The organism is Alicycliphilus sp. T452, from assembly GCF_054512775.1.
The window spans coordinates 229,472-247,782 of the sequence record NZ_JBTNEH010000004.1; the positions used below are offsets into that span (position 1 = coordinate 229,472).

18 protein-coding genes are annotated in these 18,311 nt (G+C 61.9%); 13 read left to right on the plus strand and 5 right to left on the minus strand.

Annotated elements, in window-relative coordinates:
• Positions 1–145: 145 nt before the first annotated feature.
• The 12 genes from ACX12L_RS05490 to ACX12L_RS05545 all read left to right on the plus strand — a co-directional run bounded on the left by ACX12L_RS05490 (position 146) and on the right by ACX12L_RS05545 (position 12,124).
• Positions 146–502, plus strand: coding sequence for a hypothetical protein (locus ACX12L_RS05490; RefSeq protein ID WP_459261672.1), 357 nt, complete (start codon positions 146–148; stop codon positions 500–502).
• Between the two features lie 283 nt (positions 503–785).
• A complete protein-coding gene (locus ACX12L_RS05495; protein ID WP_459261673.1) occupies positions 786–1,391 on the plus strand; it encodes a TetR/AcrR family transcriptional regulator in 606 nt (201 codons plus the stop codon).
• Positions 1,372–1,794, plus strand: a complete 423-nt coding sequence (locus ACX12L_RS05500; RefSeq protein ID WP_459261674.1) for a cobalamin B12-binding domain-containing protein — start codon at positions 1,372–1,374, stop codon at positions 1,792–1,794. Before ACX12L_RS05495 ends, ACX12L_RS05500 begins: the two co-directional genes overlap by 20 nt.
• Positions 1,791–3,470 (plus strand): acyl-CoA mutase large subunit family protein, encoded by a 1,680-nt coding sequence (locus ACX12L_RS05505; protein WP_459261675.1) that lies wholly within the window; start codon positions 1,791–1,793, stop codon positions 3,468–3,470. Before ACX12L_RS05500 ends, ACX12L_RS05505 begins: the two co-directional genes overlap by 4 nt.
• A gap of 4 nt (positions 3,471–3,474) precedes the next feature.
• On the plus strand, positions 3,475–4,662 hold the full coding sequence (meaB, locus tag ACX12L_RS05510; protein WP_459261676.1) for a methylmalonyl Co-A mutase-associated GTPase MeaB: 1,188 nt from the start codon (positions 3,475–3,477) through the stop codon (positions 4,660–4,662).
• Between the two features lie 99 nt (positions 4,663–4,761).
• Positions 4,762–4,995 carry a hypothetical protein gene (locus ACX12L_RS05515; RefSeq protein ID WP_459261677.1) on the plus strand — a complete coding sequence of 78 codons (234 nt, stop codon included), beginning with the start codon at positions 4,762–4,764 and terminating at the stop codon, positions 4,993–4,995.
• A gap of 37 nt (positions 4,996–5,032) precedes the next feature.
• Entirely contained in the window at positions 5,033–6,994 is a 1,962-nt protein-coding gene (locus tag ACX12L_RS05520; protein ID WP_459261678.1) for an AMP-binding protein, read from the plus strand.
• Positions 6,991–7,788: an ABC transporter ATP-binding protein gene (locus tag ACX12L_RS05525; RefSeq protein WP_459261679.1), complete on the plus strand. Its 798-nt coding sequence runs from the start codon at positions 6,991–6,993 to the stop codon at positions 7,786–7,788. Before ACX12L_RS05520 ends, ACX12L_RS05525 begins: the two co-directional genes overlap by 4 nt.
• A gap of 18 nt (positions 7,789–7,806) precedes the next feature.
• A complete protein-coding gene (locus tag ACX12L_RS05530; protein WP_459261680.1) occupies positions 7,807–8,736 on the plus strand; it encodes a branched-chain amino acid ABC transporter permease in 930 nt (309 codons plus the stop codon).
• Between the two features lie 47 nt (positions 8,737–8,783).
• Positions 8,784–9,860, plus strand: a complete 1,077-nt coding sequence (locus ACX12L_RS05535; RefSeq protein WP_459261681.1) for a branched-chain amino acid ABC transporter permease — start codon at positions 8,784–8,786, stop codon at positions 9,858–9,860.
• A gap of 66 nt (positions 9,861–9,926) precedes the next feature.
• Positions 9,927–11,252, plus strand: coding sequence for an ABC transporter substrate-binding protein (locus tag ACX12L_RS05540; RefSeq protein ID WP_459261682.1), 1,326 nt, complete (start codon positions 9,927–9,929; stop codon positions 11,250–11,252).
• A gap of 68 nt (positions 11,253–11,320) precedes the next feature.
• A complete protein-coding gene (locus tag ACX12L_RS05545) occupies positions 11,321–12,124 on the plus strand; it encodes an ABC transporter ATP-binding protein (RefSeq protein WP_459261683.1) in 804 nt (267 codons plus the stop codon).
• Positions 12,125–12,138: 14 nt separating this feature from the next.
• Here the strand turns inward: ACX12L_RS05545 and ACX12L_RS05550 are convergent, their stop codons facing one another.
• From ACX12L_RS05550 to ACX12L_RS05570, 5 genes are all read right to left on the minus strand, one after another.
• Positions 12,139–13,602, minus strand: coding sequence for a M20 family metallopeptidase (locus tag ACX12L_RS05550; protein WP_459261684.1), 1,464 nt, complete (start codon positions 13,600–13,602; stop codon positions 12,139–12,141).
• 73 nt (positions 13,603–13,675) lie between these two features.
• The gene (locus ACX12L_RS05555) at positions 13,676–14,848 is read right to left on the minus strand and encodes a GGDEF domain-containing protein (protein ID WP_459261685.1); all 1,173 of its coding nucleotides are present in this window, start codon (positions 14,846–14,848) and stop codon (positions 13,676–13,678) included.
• 54 nt (positions 14,849–14,902) lie between these two features.
• Positions 14,903–15,487, minus strand: a complete 585-nt coding sequence (metW, locus tag ACX12L_RS05560; RefSeq protein ID WP_459261686.1) for a methionine biosynthesis protein MetW — start codon at positions 15,485–15,487, stop codon at positions 14,903–14,905.
• Complete coding sequence (gene metX, locus ACX12L_RS05565) at positions 15,484–16,611, minus strand: homoserine O-succinyltransferase MetX (protein WP_459261687.1); 1,128 nt, start codon at positions 16,609–16,611, stop codon at positions 15,484–15,486. The genes metW and metX overlap by 4 nt, the downstream gene beginning before the upstream one ends.
• A 132-nt stretch (positions 16,612–16,743) precedes the next feature.
• Complete coding sequence (locus tag ACX12L_RS05570; protein ID WP_459261688.1) at positions 16,744–17,322, minus strand: TMEM165/GDT1 family protein; 579 nt, start codon at positions 17,320–17,322, stop codon at positions 16,744–16,746.
• Positions 17,323–17,791: 469 nt separating this feature from the next.
• Between ACX12L_RS05570 and ACX12L_RS05575 the strand changes: the two genes are divergently transcribed.
• Positions 17,792–18,139 (plus strand): RNA recognition motif domain-containing protein, encoded by a 348-nt coding sequence (locus tag ACX12L_RS05575; RefSeq protein ID WP_459261689.1) that lies wholly within the window; start codon positions 17,792–17,794, stop codon positions 18,137–18,139.
• The last annotated feature ends 172 nt before the right edge of the window (positions 18,140–18,311 follow it).

The window sequence follows — 18,311 nt, forward strand, 5'->3', positions numbered from 1 at the left end:
GGGCGAACTTGAGGAATGGGTCCGCGAGAGTTTCATGCACCGATCCCGATGGCTTCATGCACTGGCTGCTCCGTTGCTGGCGTCGTGCGCTACGCCATCGACGACCGTCTCGGCCGATACCGAGTTCTAGCCCGATGAGGGTTTGGTGGCCGTGCGTGTGGTCGAGCTCGGCGACGTCTCAATTAAGTGCTTCAACGTGGTCTCGGAGGCCTCCGGTACGGTCTATCCGATGCGGGCGATCAGGTTCAGACAAACCTCGACGGCGACCTACGTCGGCCGCCTGCCGGCGGGCCGCTACCAGCCCAAGGAAATGCAGGGCCCCCTTCGCGCAGAGCGTGCGCAGCACCCGGGTGAACAGGTCACGGCAGATCGCCAAGAGAAGCGATTGCACGCCTTCCAGGTCATCCACAAGCACTGGGTGGTGGAACACCGTTCTGCCGGGCTGGACGGGAACGGGCGTTATGGAGAAACCGCAAACAGACTGATCGACACCTGTCTGTGATCGTCCACTCGGCATTCTTAGCTCTGCGAGCCAAGAGAGCGTAGACATGCCCTCAGGATTCTTGAGATAGCCCCAAAAAGATGGATCGGGGTTGCCTACCTGATTAGGGGCCGTCTAGCCACGTGCAGGCTGACTCTTTCCTTGCCCTCACCTCCCGGGCCCGACAGCGGCAGATCGCAAATCGTGCACTTTGCGGGGCTCATAGTGAAATCCCTGACCATCGTCCTGTTGACTTCTATGGAGCAGGCCATAAAACTATACCAAACGAACGTTTGCTTTTTTTATGAATACACGACGTACCACCAACAGAGCGCCACGGTCGGACAACAGGCTGCCGGAATTGCTGGATGCTGCTGCGCGGGCATTTGGAAATCGGGGTTACGCGGCGACATCGATGCGAGAGATCGCGCTCGATACGAACATGCTTCCGGGCTCTCTGTACTACCACTTCCCGTCCAAGGAAGCGTTGCTCGTCGCGGTCTACAACGAGGGCGTCAAAGAGCTGGAAGTAGCCACGTCCGCTGCCTTTGCGAAGGAGCGCGATCCGTGGGACAGGTTGGAGGCGCTATGTCGCGCGCATTTGGAAACCGTGCTCAGCGACAGCAACTACGCGAACGTGCTCATTCGCGTTTTGCCTGACGACATCCCCGAGGTCGCAGACAGCCTGCGCGAGGTGCGTGAACGTTACGAAACGATTTTTCGCGTTGCGGTGGACCAGCTGCCACTCATCCCGCGCGCTGACCGCCGCGCACTGCGGCTGATGCTGATCGGTGCTCTCAACTGGACGGCACTGTGGTTCAACCCCCAAGGGCGCGATTCCCCACGTGCCTTGGCCAGGAAATTCGTGGGGCTCATAAAGGAGACACAAGATGGTAGTTCGTCCGCCTAGGGTGATTGTCACGAAGATTGGATTCGACGGTCACGACCGAGGCAGCCGCGTCATTTCCGCAACCCTTCGCGATGCAGGCATGGAAGTGATCTACACGCCGCCGTGGCAACAGATCTCGACCGTAGTCAAGCTGGCCACGGAGGAGGACGCCGACGTGATAGGCATTTCCTCACTGGCCACTGATCACCTGATCATTCCCCAACTCATGCAGGCCTTGAAAGACGCAGGACTGTCGGATGTGCAAGTCATCGTCGGGGGCATCGTGCCGGCGAGGGACGAAGCGAAATTGCTCGAAGCAGGTGTCGCGCGTGTCTTTCATCCGGGAGCATCGCTCGATGACGTCGTTACGGATGTCATCACGCTCACCGCCAAGCGCCGCCAATTGCAAGGAGAAGCGACATGAGTGCAGAAATTCTGAACATCAAGCAGGCCGGTTCCGAAGGCTTTGGGAAATGGGAGCGCGAATTTGCGCAGGGCGTCAAGGGGGACGCCACTACCTTCAATCGTTCCGGCATCGCTATCAAACCACTGTACACGCTACAGGACTGGAATGGGGAGCGGCAGGAAGAGTCTCTGGCCTATCCAGGGCAGTACCCATACACACGCGGCATCTACGCGACGATGTACCGCGGACGGAGCTGGTCACAGCGCCAGTTAATCGGCCTTGGTGTACCCGAGGACTACAACAAGCGCGTCAAGGAAATTCTCGATCTGGGAGCCTCTGCGCTGTCGCTCATTCCCTGCAATTCGGTGTTTCGGGGCTATGACGCCGACGAGGTTCCTCACGAATTGCTCGGCACGTGCGGGACGGTGATCAATCATGTGAATGATATGGACACGGCACTGGATGGCGTTCCCATCGGCAAACTGTCCACGGCGATGAATGATCCGTCGCCGTTCACTTTGCTGGCGTTTGAGTTGGCAGTCGCCAAGCGACGCAGCATTCCTTGGACGAGCATTACTGGCACATCGAACCAAAGTGATTGCATTTCGCACTTCGTAGCCAATCACATGTTCTTCCGGCTAGCACTGCAGGGCGCGCGTCGCATAGTCATTGATCACATCAAGTTCTGCAACGCCAATGTGCCCAACTGGAATCCGCTCTCCATCGTTGGCCAGCATATGCAACAGGCGGGAGCCACACCAGCGGAAGCCATGGCATTCACGCTCGCTTCCGGAATCCAGTATGCGGAAGACTGCATTGCCGCCGGTATGGATCCGGACCAGTTCCTGCCGCGTTTCACGTTCTTCTTCGACATCTCTGTGAGCTTGTTCGAGGAAGTGGCCAAATTCAGAGCAGGAAGGCGCGTGTGGGCACGACTGTGTCGCGAGCGTTTCGGAGCGAAGGATCCGCGTTCATGGCGCTTCAAATTCCACGGCCAGACATCCGGTGTCGATCTGACGCGCCAGCAACCCCTGAACAACATTACCCGGGTTACGACACAAGCCATGGCCGGAATTCTGGGCGGTCTGCAGTCACTGCACACTGACGGCTACGACGAAGTGCTCTCCACTCCCACTGCGGAAGCCGCGCGCATTGCGGTGGCGACCCAGAACATTCTTCGCGAAGAGGCACACCTGACGGATGTCATTGATCCGCTGGGCGGTTCGTACTACATCGAATCGCTGACCGACGACATGGAGCAAAAGATCAACAAGATCATCGCCATGATCGATGAGGCAGGTGGCATGTACAACGCGGTGGAAAAGGGCATCGTCCAGCAGATGATCGGGGACTCCGCGCTGGCCTTCCAGAAGCAGGTCGACTCCGGCAAGCAGACAGTGGTGGGAGTGAACGCCTACCAGACGGAAGAAGACCCAGCCGCTTATCCCACTCTGGAGTATCCCGAGCCCGAGCGGATGCAGGGCTATCTAAAACAGTTGGCCCAGTTCAAAAAGTCGCGCTCCAACACCGACGTGAACAAAGCCCTCACGGAACTTGCACGGTCGACCGAAACGCGTGAAACAAACGTCTTCGAGCACGTGGTGAACGCGGCGCAGGCCGGTGCAACGCATGGCGAGATCTGCGGCACTCTGCGCAGAGAGCTGGGTTTCGGGCATCCACTCACCGTTGTCTGAAGCAATGAATACAAGTGTCATCGACAACGTTCTGAGGGGTGATCGCCGGGCCATCGGCAGGGCGATCAGTGCACTGGAAAACGGCGGTGAGTCGGCGTACGCCATACGCCAGGGCATCGCCGCCCGACAAGGCGCCGCGCACGTCATCGGGGTGACCGGCCCACCTGGCGCGGGCAAGTCCACTTTGGTATCCGCAATGATTCGCTGCCTGCGCGAGCGTGGTCTCACCGTAGCTGTCGTGGCGGTAGACCCGTCGAGCCCCTTCACCGGAGGCGCAGTGCTGGGTGATCGCGTCCGCATGGGTGAACGGCAATCCGATGAGGGCGTGTTCATCCGTTCACTTGCGTCCAGAGGGCACCTCGGAGGGCTGGCCACGGCGGCCTCCGATGTGATCGACCTGTTCGATGCGGCAGGGTTTGACGTCGTCCTCGTGGAGACCGTGGGTGCCGGGCAGTCCGAGGTGGAGATTACGCGCTACGCGGACACCAGAATCGTCGTATGTCCACCGGGACTGGGCGACGATGTGCAAGCCATCAAGGCCGGCATTCTTGAAATCGCGGACGTGTTCGTCGTCACGAAGGCAGACCTTCCCGATTCGCGCAAAACCGAGTCCGACCTTCGCGCCATGCTGGCGTTGCGCAAAGACAAGAGCGCGCTGCCGATCGTTCTGAAAGTGATCGGAACCACGGGCGAAGGCGTCGATGGACTAGCCGAGACGCTCTGCCAGCGCACCGTTCGCGGCAAGCGGCATGAGGTCGGCGGCGCGAGAGAGGCGCACCAGGCGCTTTCCAGATTCATCGCGTCGGACAACGTGGCGAACCTGCTCGGTTTTGAACTGGTATCGGCGTCGAAGGGCAGTACCACGCTGCGTATGAAGGTTCAGCGTAAGCACATCAATTTCAACGGCAAGTGCCATGGCGGGATTCTGTTTTCGTTTGGAGACATGGCTCTGGGGCTGGCATGCAATTCACACGGACAGCTCGCGACGCTTGTGGACGGGCAGCTGAGCATTTCTACCGCCGTGGACGAAGGCGACTGGCTGATCGCGCATGCCTACGAAGTCAGCCGCTCCAGAAAGATCGGCAGCTATCAGGTGCGCATTTTCAAGGCCAGCGACAACACACATATCGCATTGATGCACGGAACGGTCTATGTGCTGGACAGGCCACCGGTAGGTGCGAATGACGAATAGGGAGACCACATGACTCGCAATTCGCAAGGGGCGCGAATGAGAGGACGCCAGAGGGTACGACACCTCAAACGGCAACTGCGTGACGCCGGCGGCCACGCAATGCCCTCCGCCAACGATGAGAGCAGCCGCAGCAGCATTCTGGAATTACTGGAGCGCAGCATGCGATTCGGTCATGACCGCCTTGCGATGCTGCGCTTACAGCAGGCGGTGCACCTGGGGGCTTTGCTGAACACCACGCACTGGAAATACTGCTTCGGTGTTGCAGAACGATCCCGGGACACGGTGCTGCAGGAGCGTTTCATCGCTCTGGCACGCAAGCACTCCGCCTTTTGAGTTTCACCCGTTGAACCTTTTCCAGCCTGGAGTTGATGTGCAATTCACTTTTCCCCGGTTGATGCTTCAACAAGCCGCGACACGCGCAACGGCACCAGCCCTGCGCGAGAAGGAATACGGCATCTGGCAGACCACAACCTGGTCCGAACTGGAGCAGTTGGTGCGGGGGCTGGCCTGTGGCTTGCATCTGGCAGGGTTGCAGCGCGGTGAACATCTGGTGCTGCTAGGCAGCAACCGGCCGCGCCTGTATGCCGCAATGCTGGCAGCGCAGTCCTTGGGTGCGATTCCAGTGCCGCTGTATCAGGATGCGGTAGCAAGCGAATGCGTCTTTCCAATCAACAACGCGGAGGTGCGATTCTGCGTCGTCGAGGATCAGGAACAGGTGGACAAATTGCTGGAGGTGCGTGAACAGTGTCCGCAACTCGCCCATATCTGGTACGACGATCCTCGTGGCCTGCGCAACTACGAGGAACCTGATTTATCGGCACTCGACGCTCTGGTGGACAAGGGGCTGGAGTTTGCTCGCAGGTATCCCAATTTCTATATCGAGCAGGTAGAGCAGGGCACGGCATCAGACGTGGCTGCCATGTTCTTCACCAGCGGAACCACTGGCAACCCCAAGGGCGTCGTGCATACACACGCTTCGCTCATCGATCGTGCTCAGGCCGGAGCCAGCTTTGACCAGCTCAAAAGCTCAGAAGAGGTACTGGCCTACCTGCCGCCCGCATGGATCGGGCAGAACATCTTTTCATACGCGCAATGGCTGGTTGTGGGCTACGTGGTGAACTGTCCGGAGAGCCCAAATACGGTCTCCATCGACCTCAAGGAAGTTGGCCCCACTTATTACTTTGCGCCGCCGCGGGTTTTTGAAGGATTGCTCACCAACGTCATGATTCGCATGGAAGACGCGGGTCCGGTCATGCGCTGGATGTTCCATTCGTGCATGGCCGTAGCCAAACGCGTCGGACCAGCACTGCTGGACCGGAAGCCAGTGGGCGTGCTGGACAGCATCCTGTACCAGGTCGGCAATGTGCTCATCTATGGCCCTCTGCGCAACAACCTCGGCTTCTCTCGGGTACGCGTTGCATACACGGCAGGCGAAGCGATCGGCCCTGATCTCTTCAGTTTCTATCGGTCCATCGGTGTCAACCTCAAACAGCTCTATGGATCGACAGAAACGGCAGTGTTCGTCTGCATGCACCCGGACAGCGAAGCGCGCTCCGACACGGTGGGAGTGCCCTGCGATGGAGTGCAGATCAAGGTCAGCAACAGCGGGGAAGTGCTCGTCAAGACTCCGGGTCTACTCAAGGAGTACTACAAGAACCCGAAGGCGACGGCAGAGGTGATTTCCAAAGATGGCTGGTACCACACAAACGACGCGGGCTTCATCGACGCAAGTGGTCATTTGAAGATCATCGACCGCGTCAAGGACGTGGGACGGCTGCAGGGCGGCGTATTTCCCAATGCGATGTTTGCGCCCAAGTACGTGGAGAACAAGCTCAAGTTCTTTTCGTTCATCAAGGAAGCGGTGGCCTTTGGCGATGGGCGTGACCGGGTCTGCGTGATGATCAATATCGACTTCGATGCCGTCGGAAACTGGGCCGAGCGTCGCAACCTTCCGTACGCAGGCTATACCGACTTGGCGGGCAAGCCGGAAGTGTGCGAACTGATTCGTGAATGCGTAGAGAAGGTCAATCGGGAACTCTCGCAGGACGAACTACTGGCAGGCAGTCAGATCAGTCGCTTTCTGGTGCTGCACAAGGAGCTGGATGCCGATGACGGCGAACTGACGCGCACCAACAAAGTCCGGCGCGGATTCATCGGTGAGAAGTATTCGATTCTGGTGGGTGCGCTTTACAGCTCGCAGCAGGAGCAGTTCGTGCAGACGCAGGTGAAGTATGAGGACGGCAGAACCGGCAGCATCAGTGCCACGCTGAAGTTGCTGGATGTCAGGACGTTTCCTCTCTCGAAGGTTGCTGCAGGAGTTGCCAGCGTATGAGCAAGAAGCGAATCGGTGACGCCATCCTTGATGTGCAGCGCATCAGTCTGCGTTTCGGCGGCGTCAAGGCGCTCACGGACATCAGCCTCAACGTACGGGAGCACGAGGTGCGCTCCATCATCGGCCCAAACGGTGCAGGCAAGAGCTCAATGCTCAATTGCATCAATGGGGTCTATACACCGCAGGAGGGAACGATCAGCTTCCGGGGCAAGACCTTCCGGAACCTGAGCAGCCGCGAGGTGGCGGAGATGGGCGTTGCGCGGACGTTTCAGAATCTGGCGCTATTCAAGGGCATGAGCGTCATCGACAACATCATGACCGGGAGGAATCTGCGCATTCGAAGCAGCTTGCTGTCGCAGGCGTTTCGCAACCCGTTTGGCATTGGGCGCGCCCAGCACGAAGAGGAGGAGCACCGCGCACACGTGGAAAAGGTCATCGACTTTCTGGAAATTCAGGCCTATCGCAAGACACCCGTCGGGCAGTTGCCCTACGGCCTGCAAAAGCGCGTGGACTTGGGGAGAGCCCTGGCCATGGAACCGCAGGTACTGCTGCTCGACGAGCCCATGGCCGGTATGAATCTGGAAGAAAAGCAGGACATGTGCCGCTTCATTCTGGACGTGAACGATGAGTTCGGCACCACGATCGTGTTGATCGAACACGACATGGGCGTTGTGATGGACATCTCCGACCGTGTTGTCGTTCTCGACTACGGCAAGAAGATCGCCGACGGCACTCCGGACGAAGTACTTCACAACGAAGAAGTGATCCGGGCCTACCTGGGCACAACGCACTGATCGAAGGAGGAGGAGTCGATGGCGTTCTTTCTTGAAACCTTGTTCGGCGGCCTGATGGCTGGAATGCTCTACGCGCTGGTGGCGCTAGGGTTTGTGCTGATCTTCAAAGCATCCGGTGTGTTCAATTTTGCACAGGGCGCCATGGTGCTGTTTGCCGCGCTGGCAATGGCGCGGTTTGCGGAATGGATCCCTCGATGGACCGGCATCCAGAGCGTGCTCATCGCGAACCTGCTGGCCTTCGTTCTTGCCGGTGCGTGCATGCTGGTGATCGCCTGGCTGATCGAGCGGCTGGCACTGCGCTACCTCGTGAATCAGGAAGGGGCTACGTTGCTAATGGCAACGCTGGGTATTTCGTACTTCCTCGACGGCTTCGGTCAGACGGTCTTTGGCAGCAACATCTATCAGATCGACATCGGCATGCCCAAGGAACCGGTGTTCGTGATGGAGAAGATGTTCGAAGGCGGCCTGCTGATCAGCAAGGAAGATCTCTACGCAGCGCTGATCGCCTCAGTGCTGGTGGCCACGCTGTCAATCTTTTTTCAGAAAACAGGCACCGGGCGTGCGTTGCGTGCGGTGGCCGACGACCATCAGGCTGCGCAGTCCATCGGTATTCCGCTCAACCGGATCTGGGTCATCGTCTGGAGCGTGGCCGGCATCGTTGCGCTGGTCGCTGGAATGATCTGGGGCTCCAAGCTCGGTGTGCAGTTCTCGCTCTCCACCGTTGCGCTGCGCGCATTGCCGGTAATTATTCTGGGGGGACTCACCTCGGTCCCGGGCGCCATCATCGGCGGACTGATCATCGGAGTAGGCGAGAAGCTCTCGGAAATCTATCTGGGCCCCTTCGTCGGAGGCGGCATCGAGATCTGGTTTGCATATGTACTGGCACTGCTCTTTCTGCTGGTGCGTCCACAAGGTCTGTTTGGCGAAAAGATCATTGACCGTGTCTGACACGGCCCATTGTTCAGGCACGCCTTCATCACTTCGCGAGACATCCAATGCTTTACAGAGAAAACGGCCAGATCAAGACGAGCTACAGGGCGGATCAGCAGATCCTTCCCATCGCACAGGATCGCATGGCCCTGCTAGCGCTGCTGACAGTTGCCTGTGTGGTCATTCCTTCGATGGCCTCCGACTACGTGCTGCGCGCCATCGGTATTCCTTTCCTGATCATGTCTCTCGCCGCACTGGGCGTGAACATTCTGGTGGGCTATTGCGGACAGATCTCCCTGGGCTCCGGGGCCTTCATGGCGATTGGCGCCTACGGTGCATACAACTGCATAGTCCGTATACCCGACATACCGCTGATTGGCGCATTGCTGTTCGGCGGCCTGTTCGCCATGATCTACGGTGTCATCTTCGGCTTGCCCAGCCTGCGCGTGAAGGGACTCTATCTGGCGGTCGCGACACTTGCGGCGCAGTTCTTCAGTGACTGGCTGTTCCTGCGTGTGAAGTGGCTCACCAACAATTCGTCGTCGGGTTCGGTTGCAGCGGGACCTCTGAGCATCGGTCCCTGGCCAGTCGATACACCGGCGCAGAAGTATCTGTTCTGCCTGGCCTTCGTCATCTTCTTCGCCCTGATCGCCAAGAACTTGGTGCGAAGCGCGATAGGCCGTGAATGGATGGCGATTCGTGACATGGACGTGGCGGCGGCGGTTATCGGCATTCGCCCCATGTATGCAAAGTTAAGTGCGTTTGCCGTGAGCTCTTTCATCATCGGCATTGCAGGGGGACTCTGGGCATTCGTTCATCTGGGAGCGTGGGAGCCCGCTGCGTTCTCGGTGGAGATTTCATTCCGCCTGCTGTTCATGGTGATCATCGGCGGCATGGGCTCGATTCTGGGCAGCTTTCTGGGTGCCGGATTCATCGTGCTTCTGCCCATCTTCCTGAGTCAGGCGCTGCCGGCGCTGGGATCGGTTTTTGGCCTGTCCATCTCGACGGCCACGATCGCCCATATCGAAACCATGATCTTCGGAGCGCTGATCGTCTGGTTCCTCATCGTGGAGCCGCACGGGCTGAGCAAGCTCTGGTCACTTGGAAAACAACGTTTGAGGATCTGGCCGTTTCCTCATTGATAGGCGGGGAATACCCGCTTGAGTCGCGCATTTCGGCCACTGAACGATAACCGACAGGAGACAACGATGAACCGCACATTCCCCACAATACCGGCAGCCCTGGTGGCACTCGCAGCCCTGTCTGCCTTTTCCGCTGCAGCGCAGGAAAAGCAGCAGTTCTTTCCCATGCTGACATTCCGGACGGGCCCATACGCGCCCAGCGGAACGCCTTGGGCGAACGGCTTTGTGGACTATTACAAGCTGGTCAATCTGAAGGGGGGCATCAACGGTGTCAAGGTGCTCTGGGAAGAGTGCGAGACCGGCTATGCCACGGATCGCGGGGTCGAGTGCTACGAGCGCCTCAAGGACAAACATGGCGGCGCAACGGTGTTCCAGACCATGTCCACCGGCATCACCTTTGCACTGACCGAGCGTGGTGCCGCCGACAAGATCCCAATTTTCACACCTGCGTATGGCGTGAGCGAGAGTGCAGACGGTGAGGCATACAAATGGAGCTTCCCCATCGGCGGAACCCATTGGGCATCGGCCGATACACAGTTTCAGTACCTGGCGCAGAAGGCCGGTGGAGCCGACAAGCTGAAAGGCAAGAAGGTCACCCTGCTCTACCACGACAGTCCATACGGTAAGGAAGCCATTCCCGTGCTGAGTGCACGCGCCAAGGCGACCGGGTTCGAGCTGATCACCGTGCCAGTCTCGCACCCCGGCGTGGACCAGAAGGCCGCCTGGCTGCAGATTCGCCAAAGCCGTCCCGACTATGTCCTGCTGTGGGGCTGGGGCGTGATGAATTCCACCGCGCTGAAGGAGGCACAGTCTACCGGCTATGCACGCAACAAGATGATCGGCGTGTGGCCATCTGGTTCGGAGTCCGACGTGAAGGGTGTGGCAGGTGCCGACGGGTACAGCGCCGTGCTGCTCCTGCCGGGACCAGGTGCAGGCTCGAAGATTGCCAAGGAGGTGCTGGAGAAGCTACACGCAAAGGGCAATGGCTCAGGCCCGAAGGAAGAGGTGGGAGAGGCGCTGTACATGCGCGGCCTGATGAATGCGATGGTGTCCGTCGAAGGCGTTCGCAGAGCGCAGGAAAAGTTCGGCAAGGGCAATGTGATGACACCGGCGCAGGCGCGCTGGGGCTATGAGAACCTGAACATCGACCAGAAGCGTCTGGACGAGCTGGGCATCGCCGACATCATGCGTCCCATCAGCACGACCTGCAAGGATCATATGGGTCCATCGTTCGCCCGCGCGTACACGTGGGATGGAGGCAAATGGAATGTCAGCTCCGACTGGCTTCAGGCGGATCAGAGCGTGATGGGACCGCTGCTCAAGGCAGCGGTGGACAAGCATCTCGCGGACAAGAAGCAGACACGCCGCACGGCAGAGGACTGCAACTCGTAAGCCTGACTGACCTGTCAATGCGGGGGGCGCGGAATGGTTCCACGTCCCCCCGCGCTGGAACACATTGCATGAAAAACATCGTTCTGAATGTGAATGGCGTCGAGGTCATCTACCACCATGTCATTCTGGTGCTCAAGGGCGTTTCATTGACGTTGGCCGAAGGGCAGGTGGCTGCCGTTCTCGGCGGCAATGGTGCAGGCAAGACAACCACGCTGCGCGCAATCTCCAATCTGCTCAAGGGCGAACGCGGAGAGGTCACCAAAGGCAGCATAGAGTTGCGTGGCGAGCGCATCGATAGCCTTTCGCCTGCGCTCCTGGTGCAACGCGGCGTGGTGCAGGTCATGGAGGGGCGCCACTGCTTTGCACATCTCACGATCGAGGAAAACCTGCTGGCAGGCGGCTATACGCGCAGCGACAAGGCGGAAATTTCCAGAAATCTAGAGAAGGTATATACCTACTTTCCTCGACTCAAGACACGGCGGTCCTCGCAGGCGGCTTATACGTCGGGCGGTGAACAGCAGATGTGCGCAATCGGCAGGGCGTTGATGACGAGTCCCAGCGTGGTGCTACTGGATGAGCCGTCCATGGGACTGGCCCCCCAGATCGTGGAGGAGGTCTTCGAGATCGTGAAAGACCTCAATCACAAGGAGAAGGTGAGCTTCCTGATTGCAGAGCAGAACACCAACATTGCACTCAAATATGCAGACTACGGTTACATCCTGGAGAGTGGCCGCGTCGTCATGGACGGACGGGCCGAGGAACTGCGGACCAACGAAGACGTGAAGGAGTTCTACCTGGGCGTAGGCGGAGAACAGCGCAAGAGCTTTCGGGACGCCAAGAGCTACAAGAGGCGCAAGCGCTGGCTTGCCTGATACTCCGCCCAGCCTCAGCCCGGCATGGCCGCGATGACCTGCGCCACGGCCGCGGTGAGGCGCTTGGCGTAGGGCACGTGCAGGAATTCGTTGGGCCCGTGGGCGTTGCTCTTGGGGCCGAGCACGCCGCAGACCATCATCTGCGCCTTGGGGAAGCCCTGGCTCAGCATGTTCATGAGCGGGATGGTGCCGCCCTGGCCGATGTAGCCGCAGGGCGCGCCGAAGTGTGCCTGGCTGGCGGCGTCCAGCGCCTGGGCGAACCAGGGGTCGATGGCCGGGGCGTTCCAGCCGCTGGCGGCGTGGTCGGGGGCGAAGGTCACGCGCGCCTGGTAGGGCGCGTTGTCCTCCAGCAGCGCCTTAAGCTCCTGCGCGCTGGCGGCGGCGTCCACCAGCGGCGGCAAGCGCAGGCTGAGCTTGAAGGCGGTGTAGGGGCGCAGCACGTTGCCCGCGTCCTTCAGGGCCGGGAAGCCCTCGGCGCCGGTGACGGAGAGCGTCGGCTCCCAGGTGCGCCGGAGCAGCGCCTGCACCGGGTCGGTGGTGGTGGGCAGGGCGAACACCGTGCTGCCGCCGCAGTCATGCTGCGCCCAGGGGAAGCGCTTGTACACCTCCTCGCCCAGGATGGCGGCGGTGGCCTTTGCCTGCGCGAGGCGGTCTGCCGGCACCTCGCAGTGGAAGCTGGCGGGCAGCAGGCGCCCGGTGGCGCTGTCTTCCAGGCGGTCGAGCACCTGGCGCATGATGCGGAACGACGAGGGCACCAGGCCCGAGGAGTCGCCCGAGTGCACACCCTCGGTGAGGATCTCCACCTTCAACGTGCCGCTGGCCATGCCGCGCAGGCTGGCAGTGAGCCACAGCTGATCGTAGTTGCCAGCGCCGGAGTCCAGACAGATGACCAGGGCCACGTCGCCCAGGCGGTCTTTCAGTGCTTCGATATAGGGCAGCAGGTCGGCCGAGCCGCTTTCCTCGCAGGTTTCGACGAGGCCCACGATGCGCGGGTGCGGCACGCCCTGGCGCTTCAGTTCCTGCACGGCGGCGATGCTGGCGTAGACGGCGTAGCCGTCGTCCGCGCCGCCGCGGCCGTAGAGCCTGCCGTCCTCGTATTTGGGCGTCCACGGGCCCAGGTCGGCGCGCCAGCCCTCGAACTCGGGCTGCTTGTCCAGGTGGCCGTACATCAGCACGGTCTGCGCCGACTGCGGCTGCGTGGCCGCCACCTCGAAGAACAGCACGGGCGTGCGGCCGGGCAGGCGCACGATCTCGAGCGTGAGGCCGGCGACCTTCTGCGCCTCGACCCACTGCGCGGCGTTGCGCACCACCGTCTCGATGTGGCCCAGCTCGCGCCAGTCGGGCGCGAAGCCGGGCGACTTGGCCGGTATGCGGATGTAGTCGGTGAGCTGCTGCAGTATGTCTTCGTCCCACGCGCGGCTCACGCGTTCCAGCGCGAGCGCGGTGTCCAGGGCGGTGGCGGGCAGGCGGGCGTTCATGGCGAATCCTCTGGCGGTGCGCAAAACGGGCAGGATACGCCAAGGCGGGCGCCCCTTTGCGGCACGCGGTTCCTCAGGCCTGCGGCGGCTTCTGCGCCAGCGCGGCGCATTCGACGCGGTTGCGCCCCGCCGCCTTGGCCGCGTACAGGGCCTGGTCGGCCGCGTGGATGAGCTGGTCCCAGGTGTCGCCGCTTTCCAGGCGCGCGCCGCACACGCCGATGCTCACCGTCACCGGGATCAGGCGGCCCTGGCACTCGCACGGCGCCTGCGCCACAGCCTCGCGCAGCCTCTCGGCCAGCACGGCCGCGCCTTGCGCGGGGGTGCCGGGCAGCAGCACCACGAATTCCTCGCCGCCGTAGCGGCCCACCAGGTCCTGGGAGCGCAGCCGCGCGCGCACGATGGCGGCCACGTGGCACAGCACCTGGTCACCGACGCGGTGGCCGCAGGTGTCGTTGACGGACTTGAAGTGGTCCATGTCCAGCATCAGCAGCGCATAGGGCTCGCCCGAACGCACGGCATGCGCCACGTCGCGATCGAGCGCCTGGATCAGCGCGCGGCGGTTGGCCACGCCCGTGAGCTCGTCGTGCGTGGCGAAGTGCCGGTTGTCCGCGTCGGCGCGGTCCTTGTCCATGAGGATGAAGCCCAGCGAGGTGAGGATCACGACAATGAATACCACCATGAAGGTGAAGGACTGCACGAAGCTGTCGCGCATCAGCCCGTCGAGCGGCATGGCGTAGGTGGCAGCCAGCACCCCGCGCACCCCGAGCAGCACGCCCTGCAGCCCCAGGCCGAAGGTGAGCAGCAGCATGCCGCGCCCCTGGGCGGGTGGCTGCGGCCGCCACAGCGCCCACAGCAGCATGCCGGCCTGCAGCGGCAGGATCACGCCCGCGGCCATGACCCGGGCGCGGTAGTCGTCGATGAACACGGCGAACAGCACCGCCACCGCCAGCACCGGCAGCAGCATGCGGCCCCAGGGCAGCGCACGCCCGTGGAACTGGCACACGGCCGCCATCCCCAGGGCGAGCGCGCCCGCGAGCAGTGTGTTGGCCAGCACGATGCTGGCCCAGTCGGGCGCCGTGCCGCGCAGCACGTACAGCACGTAGGTGGCCGTGTGCAGCAGCAGGCCCAGCGCCCACAGCTGGCTGCCCTCGCGCCGCTGCGGCCGCACGGCCGCGAGCGAGCCCGCCATGGCGAGCGACGACGCGGCGGTCATCATCAACATGGTGGGCACGTCGAGGGACAGCATGGGATGGGGAAAAATTATGAGAAAGCGCCAGCAGCTATTTTTTACATAGCATCGTCAATCGTGCTCGAAATGGAACACCGCCGTGCCGGCCAGCGCATTGGGCAGGAAGCGCACCTCGCGCCCGTCCTGCAGGCCGAAGGCGTCGAGGATGCGCAGCTTGTTCTTGCCGGCCAGCACCTCGAAATCCTTGTACGTGCCCACGCGGATGTTGGGCGTGTCGTACCACTGGTAGGGCAGGCGCCGCGTGACCGGCATGCGCCCGCGCAGCACCGACAGGCGGTTGGGCCAGTGCGCGAAGTTGGGGAAGGCGACGATGCCGCTCCTGCCCACGCGCGCGGTCTCGCGCAGCATGGTCTCGGCGTTGCGCAGGTGCTGCAGCGTGTCGATCTGCAGCACCACGTCGAAGCTGTTGTCGCCGAACATGGCCAGGCCTTCGTCCAGGTTCAGCTGGATCACGTTCACGCCGCGGCGCACGCAGGCGAGCACGTTGTCGTCTGCGATCTCTATGCCGTATCCGCTGCAGCCGCGTTCGCGCCGCAGCAGATCCAGCAGGGAGCCGTCGCCGCAGCCCAGGTCGAGCACGCGCGCGCCCCTGGGCACCAGGCGCGCAATGGCTTGCATGGTGGCGTAGTCGCTCATGGCTGCTCCTTTGCGATACTATCGAAATAAGAGCGAACAACGCTCATGTAGCGAGCGTCATCGAGCAAAAAAGCATCATGTCCGTGGGGCGCGTCGATTTCGGCGTAGCTCACGTCGCGGCGGTTCTCCAGCAACGCGTGGACGATCTCGCGGCTGCGCTGGGGCGAGAAGCGCCAGTCGGTCGTGAAGCTCACGAGCAGGAACCTGGCGCGCGCCACCGCCAGCGCCTGGGCCAGACTGCCGCTATGGCGCAGCGCGGGGTCGAAGTAGTCCAGCGCGCGCGTGATCAGGAGGTAGGTGTTGGCGTCGAAGTACTCGCTGAACTTGTCGCCCTGGTAGCGCAGGTAGCTCTCGATCTGGAACTCGATGTCCTGGGTGCTGTACTTGAGGTCCATGCCCTCGCGCAGCTGGCGGCCGAACTTCTCGTTCATCACGTCGTCGCTGAGGTACGTGATGTGGCCGATCATGCGCGCGATGCGCAGGCCGCGCTGCGGGATGGTGCCGTGGCGGTAGAAATGCCCGCCATGGAAGTCCGGGTCGGTCACGATGGCACGCCGCGCCACCTCGTTGAAGGCGATGTTCTCCGCCGTCAGATTCGGCGCGCTGGCCACCACCACGGCATGGCGCATGCGCTCGGGGTACTGCAGCGTCCAGCTCAATGCCTGCATGCCGCCCAGGCTGCCGCCCATCACGGCCGCGAGCTGCTGGATGCCCAGGCGGTCGAGCAGCCGCGCCTGGGCGTTGACCCAGTCCTCCACCGTGACCACGGGGAAGTCGGCGCCGTAGACCTCGCCCGTATCGGGATTGGCGTGCATGGGGCCCGTGGAGCCGAAGCACGAGCCCAGGTTGTTGACACCGATGACGAAGAAGCGGTTGGTATCGACGGGCTTGCCCGGGCCGATCATGTTGTCCCACCAGCCCTCGCTCCTGGGCTGGCCCTCGTAGACGCCCGCGACATGGTGCGAAGCGTTGAGCGCGTGGCACACGAGCACGGCGTTCGTGCGTTCGGCGTTGAGCTGGCCGTAGGTCTCGTAGGCCAGGGTGTAATCGCGGATCGAGGCGCCCGACGAAAGGGGCAGGGCCTCGGCGAAATGCATGGATTGCGGTGTGGCGATGAACGACATGAAAAAAACCCGGCTTCGCTAGAAACGAGGCCGGGTCTGGTGCGTGCGGGTGCAGGCGTGTCGATCGGTCACGTCTTTAGCAGGATTTGTAAAGCGCCCGCAAGCGGTGCAAATCGGCGCGTCTGCCGGGCATTATGCCAAAGGCGTCGCCTGCGACGCAAACAGCGCCAGCAGCCCCAGCACCAGGAAGATCACCGCCGAGACCAGGTGCACCGCCCGGATCGGCACCTTCTTGACCAGGCGGTCGCCCAGCCAGACCACGGGCGCGTTGGCCAGCATCATGCCCAGCGTGGTGCCGGCCACCACCCACAGGTAGGCGCTGTACTGCGCGGCCAGCATCACGGTGGCGACCTGTGTCTTGTCGCCCATCTCGGCCAGGAAGAAGGCCAGCACCGTGGTGCCGAACACGCCAAGGCGCGGGCCCGCGCCCTCTCCGCCGTCGTCGAGCTTGTCCGGGATCAGCATCCACACGGCCATGGCGATGAAGGACAGCCCCAGCACCCAGCGCAGCACCTGCGGCCCCAGCACCGTGGTCACCCACGTGCCCGCGGCGCCCGCCAGCGCATGGTTGGCCAGGGTCGCCACGAAAATGCCCAGCACGATGGGCCAGGGCCTGCGAAAGCGCGCCGCAAGCACCAGCGACAGCAGCTGGGTCTTGTCGCCCATTTCGGCGAGGGTGACGATGAAGGTAGAAACGAGAAAGGCTTCCATGGCAGGAGAAGTCGCAAAGGATTTCCGGCCGGAAGTATTCGGACAGCATCGACCACGCTCCGACTCCGGCCTGATGGATCGGTGCGCGGTCAATGGTCTCGCCCAGCCCGCCGTTGCGGCAGGCCTCATGCACCATGGCGCCCGCGGGCCCCAAGTCTGTTGATGCATGCCTCCGCTCGCGCTCGTCGCGCAGCGGCAGGCTACTCCCCATAGACGGGGCACATTGTATCTGCGGCCACGCCCGTCCCTGCGCGGGCGCCGGTGGCGCCAGTAATTACCCTAAGAAGTGTTGCAAGAGCGCACTCGCATCCCTTTGGGGGCCACGGGGATGCTTGATAATGAGCGCGCCTTTCTGCCTTGCAGGAATGCAGGCTGCGGTGTTTGGTCGGTTTCGCGTCTTTGAAGTCGTCACAGGTTTGTTGATTGCGTCGGGCTCATCGCATTTCGTGTTTTTTCTAGGAGTCCGATCATGGGCAACAAACTTTATGTGGGCAACCTGCCCTATTCCTTCCGCGACCAGGATCTGGAGCAGACCTTCAGCCAATACGGCTCCGTGCAGAGCGCCAAGGTCATGATGGAGCGCGACACCGGCCGCTCCAAGGGTTTTGGCTTCGTCGAAATGGGCAGCGATGCCGAAGCCCAGGCAGCCATCCAGGGCGCCCACGGCCAGAACTACGGCGGCCGCGACCTCGTGGTCAACGAAGCACGCCCCATGGAACCCCGCCCGCCGCGCAGCGGTGGCGGCTTTGGCGGTGGCGGCGGCTACGGTGGTGGCCGCAGCGGCGGCGGCTACGGCGGCGGCCGTTCCAGCTACTGATTTCGATCATGAAGGGGCCACAAGGCCCCTTTTTTTGCAGCCGCCCAGCCACAAGATCACGGAAAACCCCTTGTGTTTTCGCCAAAGTTCTAACGCATAATGTTTCGGCGATGGGGGTTCCCCTCGTCGGTGTTGCGGTGATCCATCGGTTTTCGCGCATAGGGCGTCTTAG

Excerpts from the sequence above, each read along its gene's own strand:
- metW (WP_459261686.1), bottom strand. The coding sequence starts at position 15,487 with ATGAGCGACTACGCCACCATGCAAGCCATTGCGCGCCTGGTGCCCAGG.
- ACX12L_RS05535 (WP_459261681.1), top strand. The coding sequence starts at position 8,784 with ATGCTTTACAGAGAAAACGGCCAGATCAAGACGAGCTACAGGGCGGAT.
- metX (WP_459261687.1), bottom strand. The coding sequence starts at position 16,611 with ATGTCGTTCATCGCCACACCGCAATCCATGCATTTCGCCGAGGCCCTG.
- ACX12L_RS05530 (WP_459261680.1), top strand. The coding sequence starts at position 7,807 with ATGGCGTTCTTTCTTGAAACCTTGTTCGGCGGCCTGATGGCTGGAATG.
- ACX12L_RS05570 (WP_459261688.1), bottom strand. The coding sequence starts at position 17,322 with ATGGAAGCCTTTCTCGTTTCTACCTTCATCGTCACCCTCGCCGAAATG.
- ACX12L_RS05575 (WP_459261689.1), top strand. The coding sequence starts at position 17,792 with ATGGGCAACAAACTTTATGTGGGCAACCTGCCCTATTCCTTCCGCGAC.
- ACX12L_RS05550 (WP_459261684.1), bottom strand. The coding sequence starts at position 13,602 with ATGAACGCCCGCCTGCCCGCCACCGCCCTGGACACCGCGCTCGCGCTG.
- meaB (WP_459261676.1), top strand. The coding sequence starts at position 3,475 with ATGAATACAAGTGTCATCGACAACGTTCTGAGGGGTGATCGCCGGGCC.
- ACX12L_RS05540 (WP_459261682.1), top strand. The coding sequence starts at position 9,927 with ATGAACCGCACATTCCCCACAATACCGGCAGCCCTGGTGGCACTCGCA.
- ACX12L_RS05545 (WP_459261683.1), top strand. The coding sequence starts at position 11,321 with ATGAAAAACATCGTTCTGAATGTGAATGGCGTCGAGGTCATCTACCAC.
- ACX12L_RS05500 (WP_459261674.1), top strand. The coding sequence starts at position 1,372 with ATGGTAGTTCGTCCGCCTAGGGTGATTGTCACGAAGATTGGATTCGAC.
- ACX12L_RS05515 (WP_459261677.1), top strand. The coding sequence starts at position 4,762 with ATGCCCTCCGCCAACGATGAGAGCAGCCGCAGCAGCATTCTGGAATTA.
- ACX12L_RS05505 (WP_459261675.1), top strand. The coding sequence starts at position 1,791 with ATGAGTGCAGAAATTCTGAACATCAAGCAGGCCGGTTCCGAAGGCTTT.
- ACX12L_RS05495 (WP_459261673.1), top strand. The coding sequence starts at position 786 with ATGAATACACGACGTACCACCAACAGAGCGCCACGGTCGGACAACAGG.
- ACX12L_RS05525 (WP_459261679.1), top strand. The coding sequence starts at position 6,991 with ATGAGCAAGAAGCGAATCGGTGACGCCATCCTTGATGTGCAGCGCATC.
- ACX12L_RS05555 (WP_459261685.1), bottom strand. The coding sequence starts at position 14,848 with ATGCTGTCCCTCGACGTGCCCACCATGTTGATGATGACCGCCGCGTCG.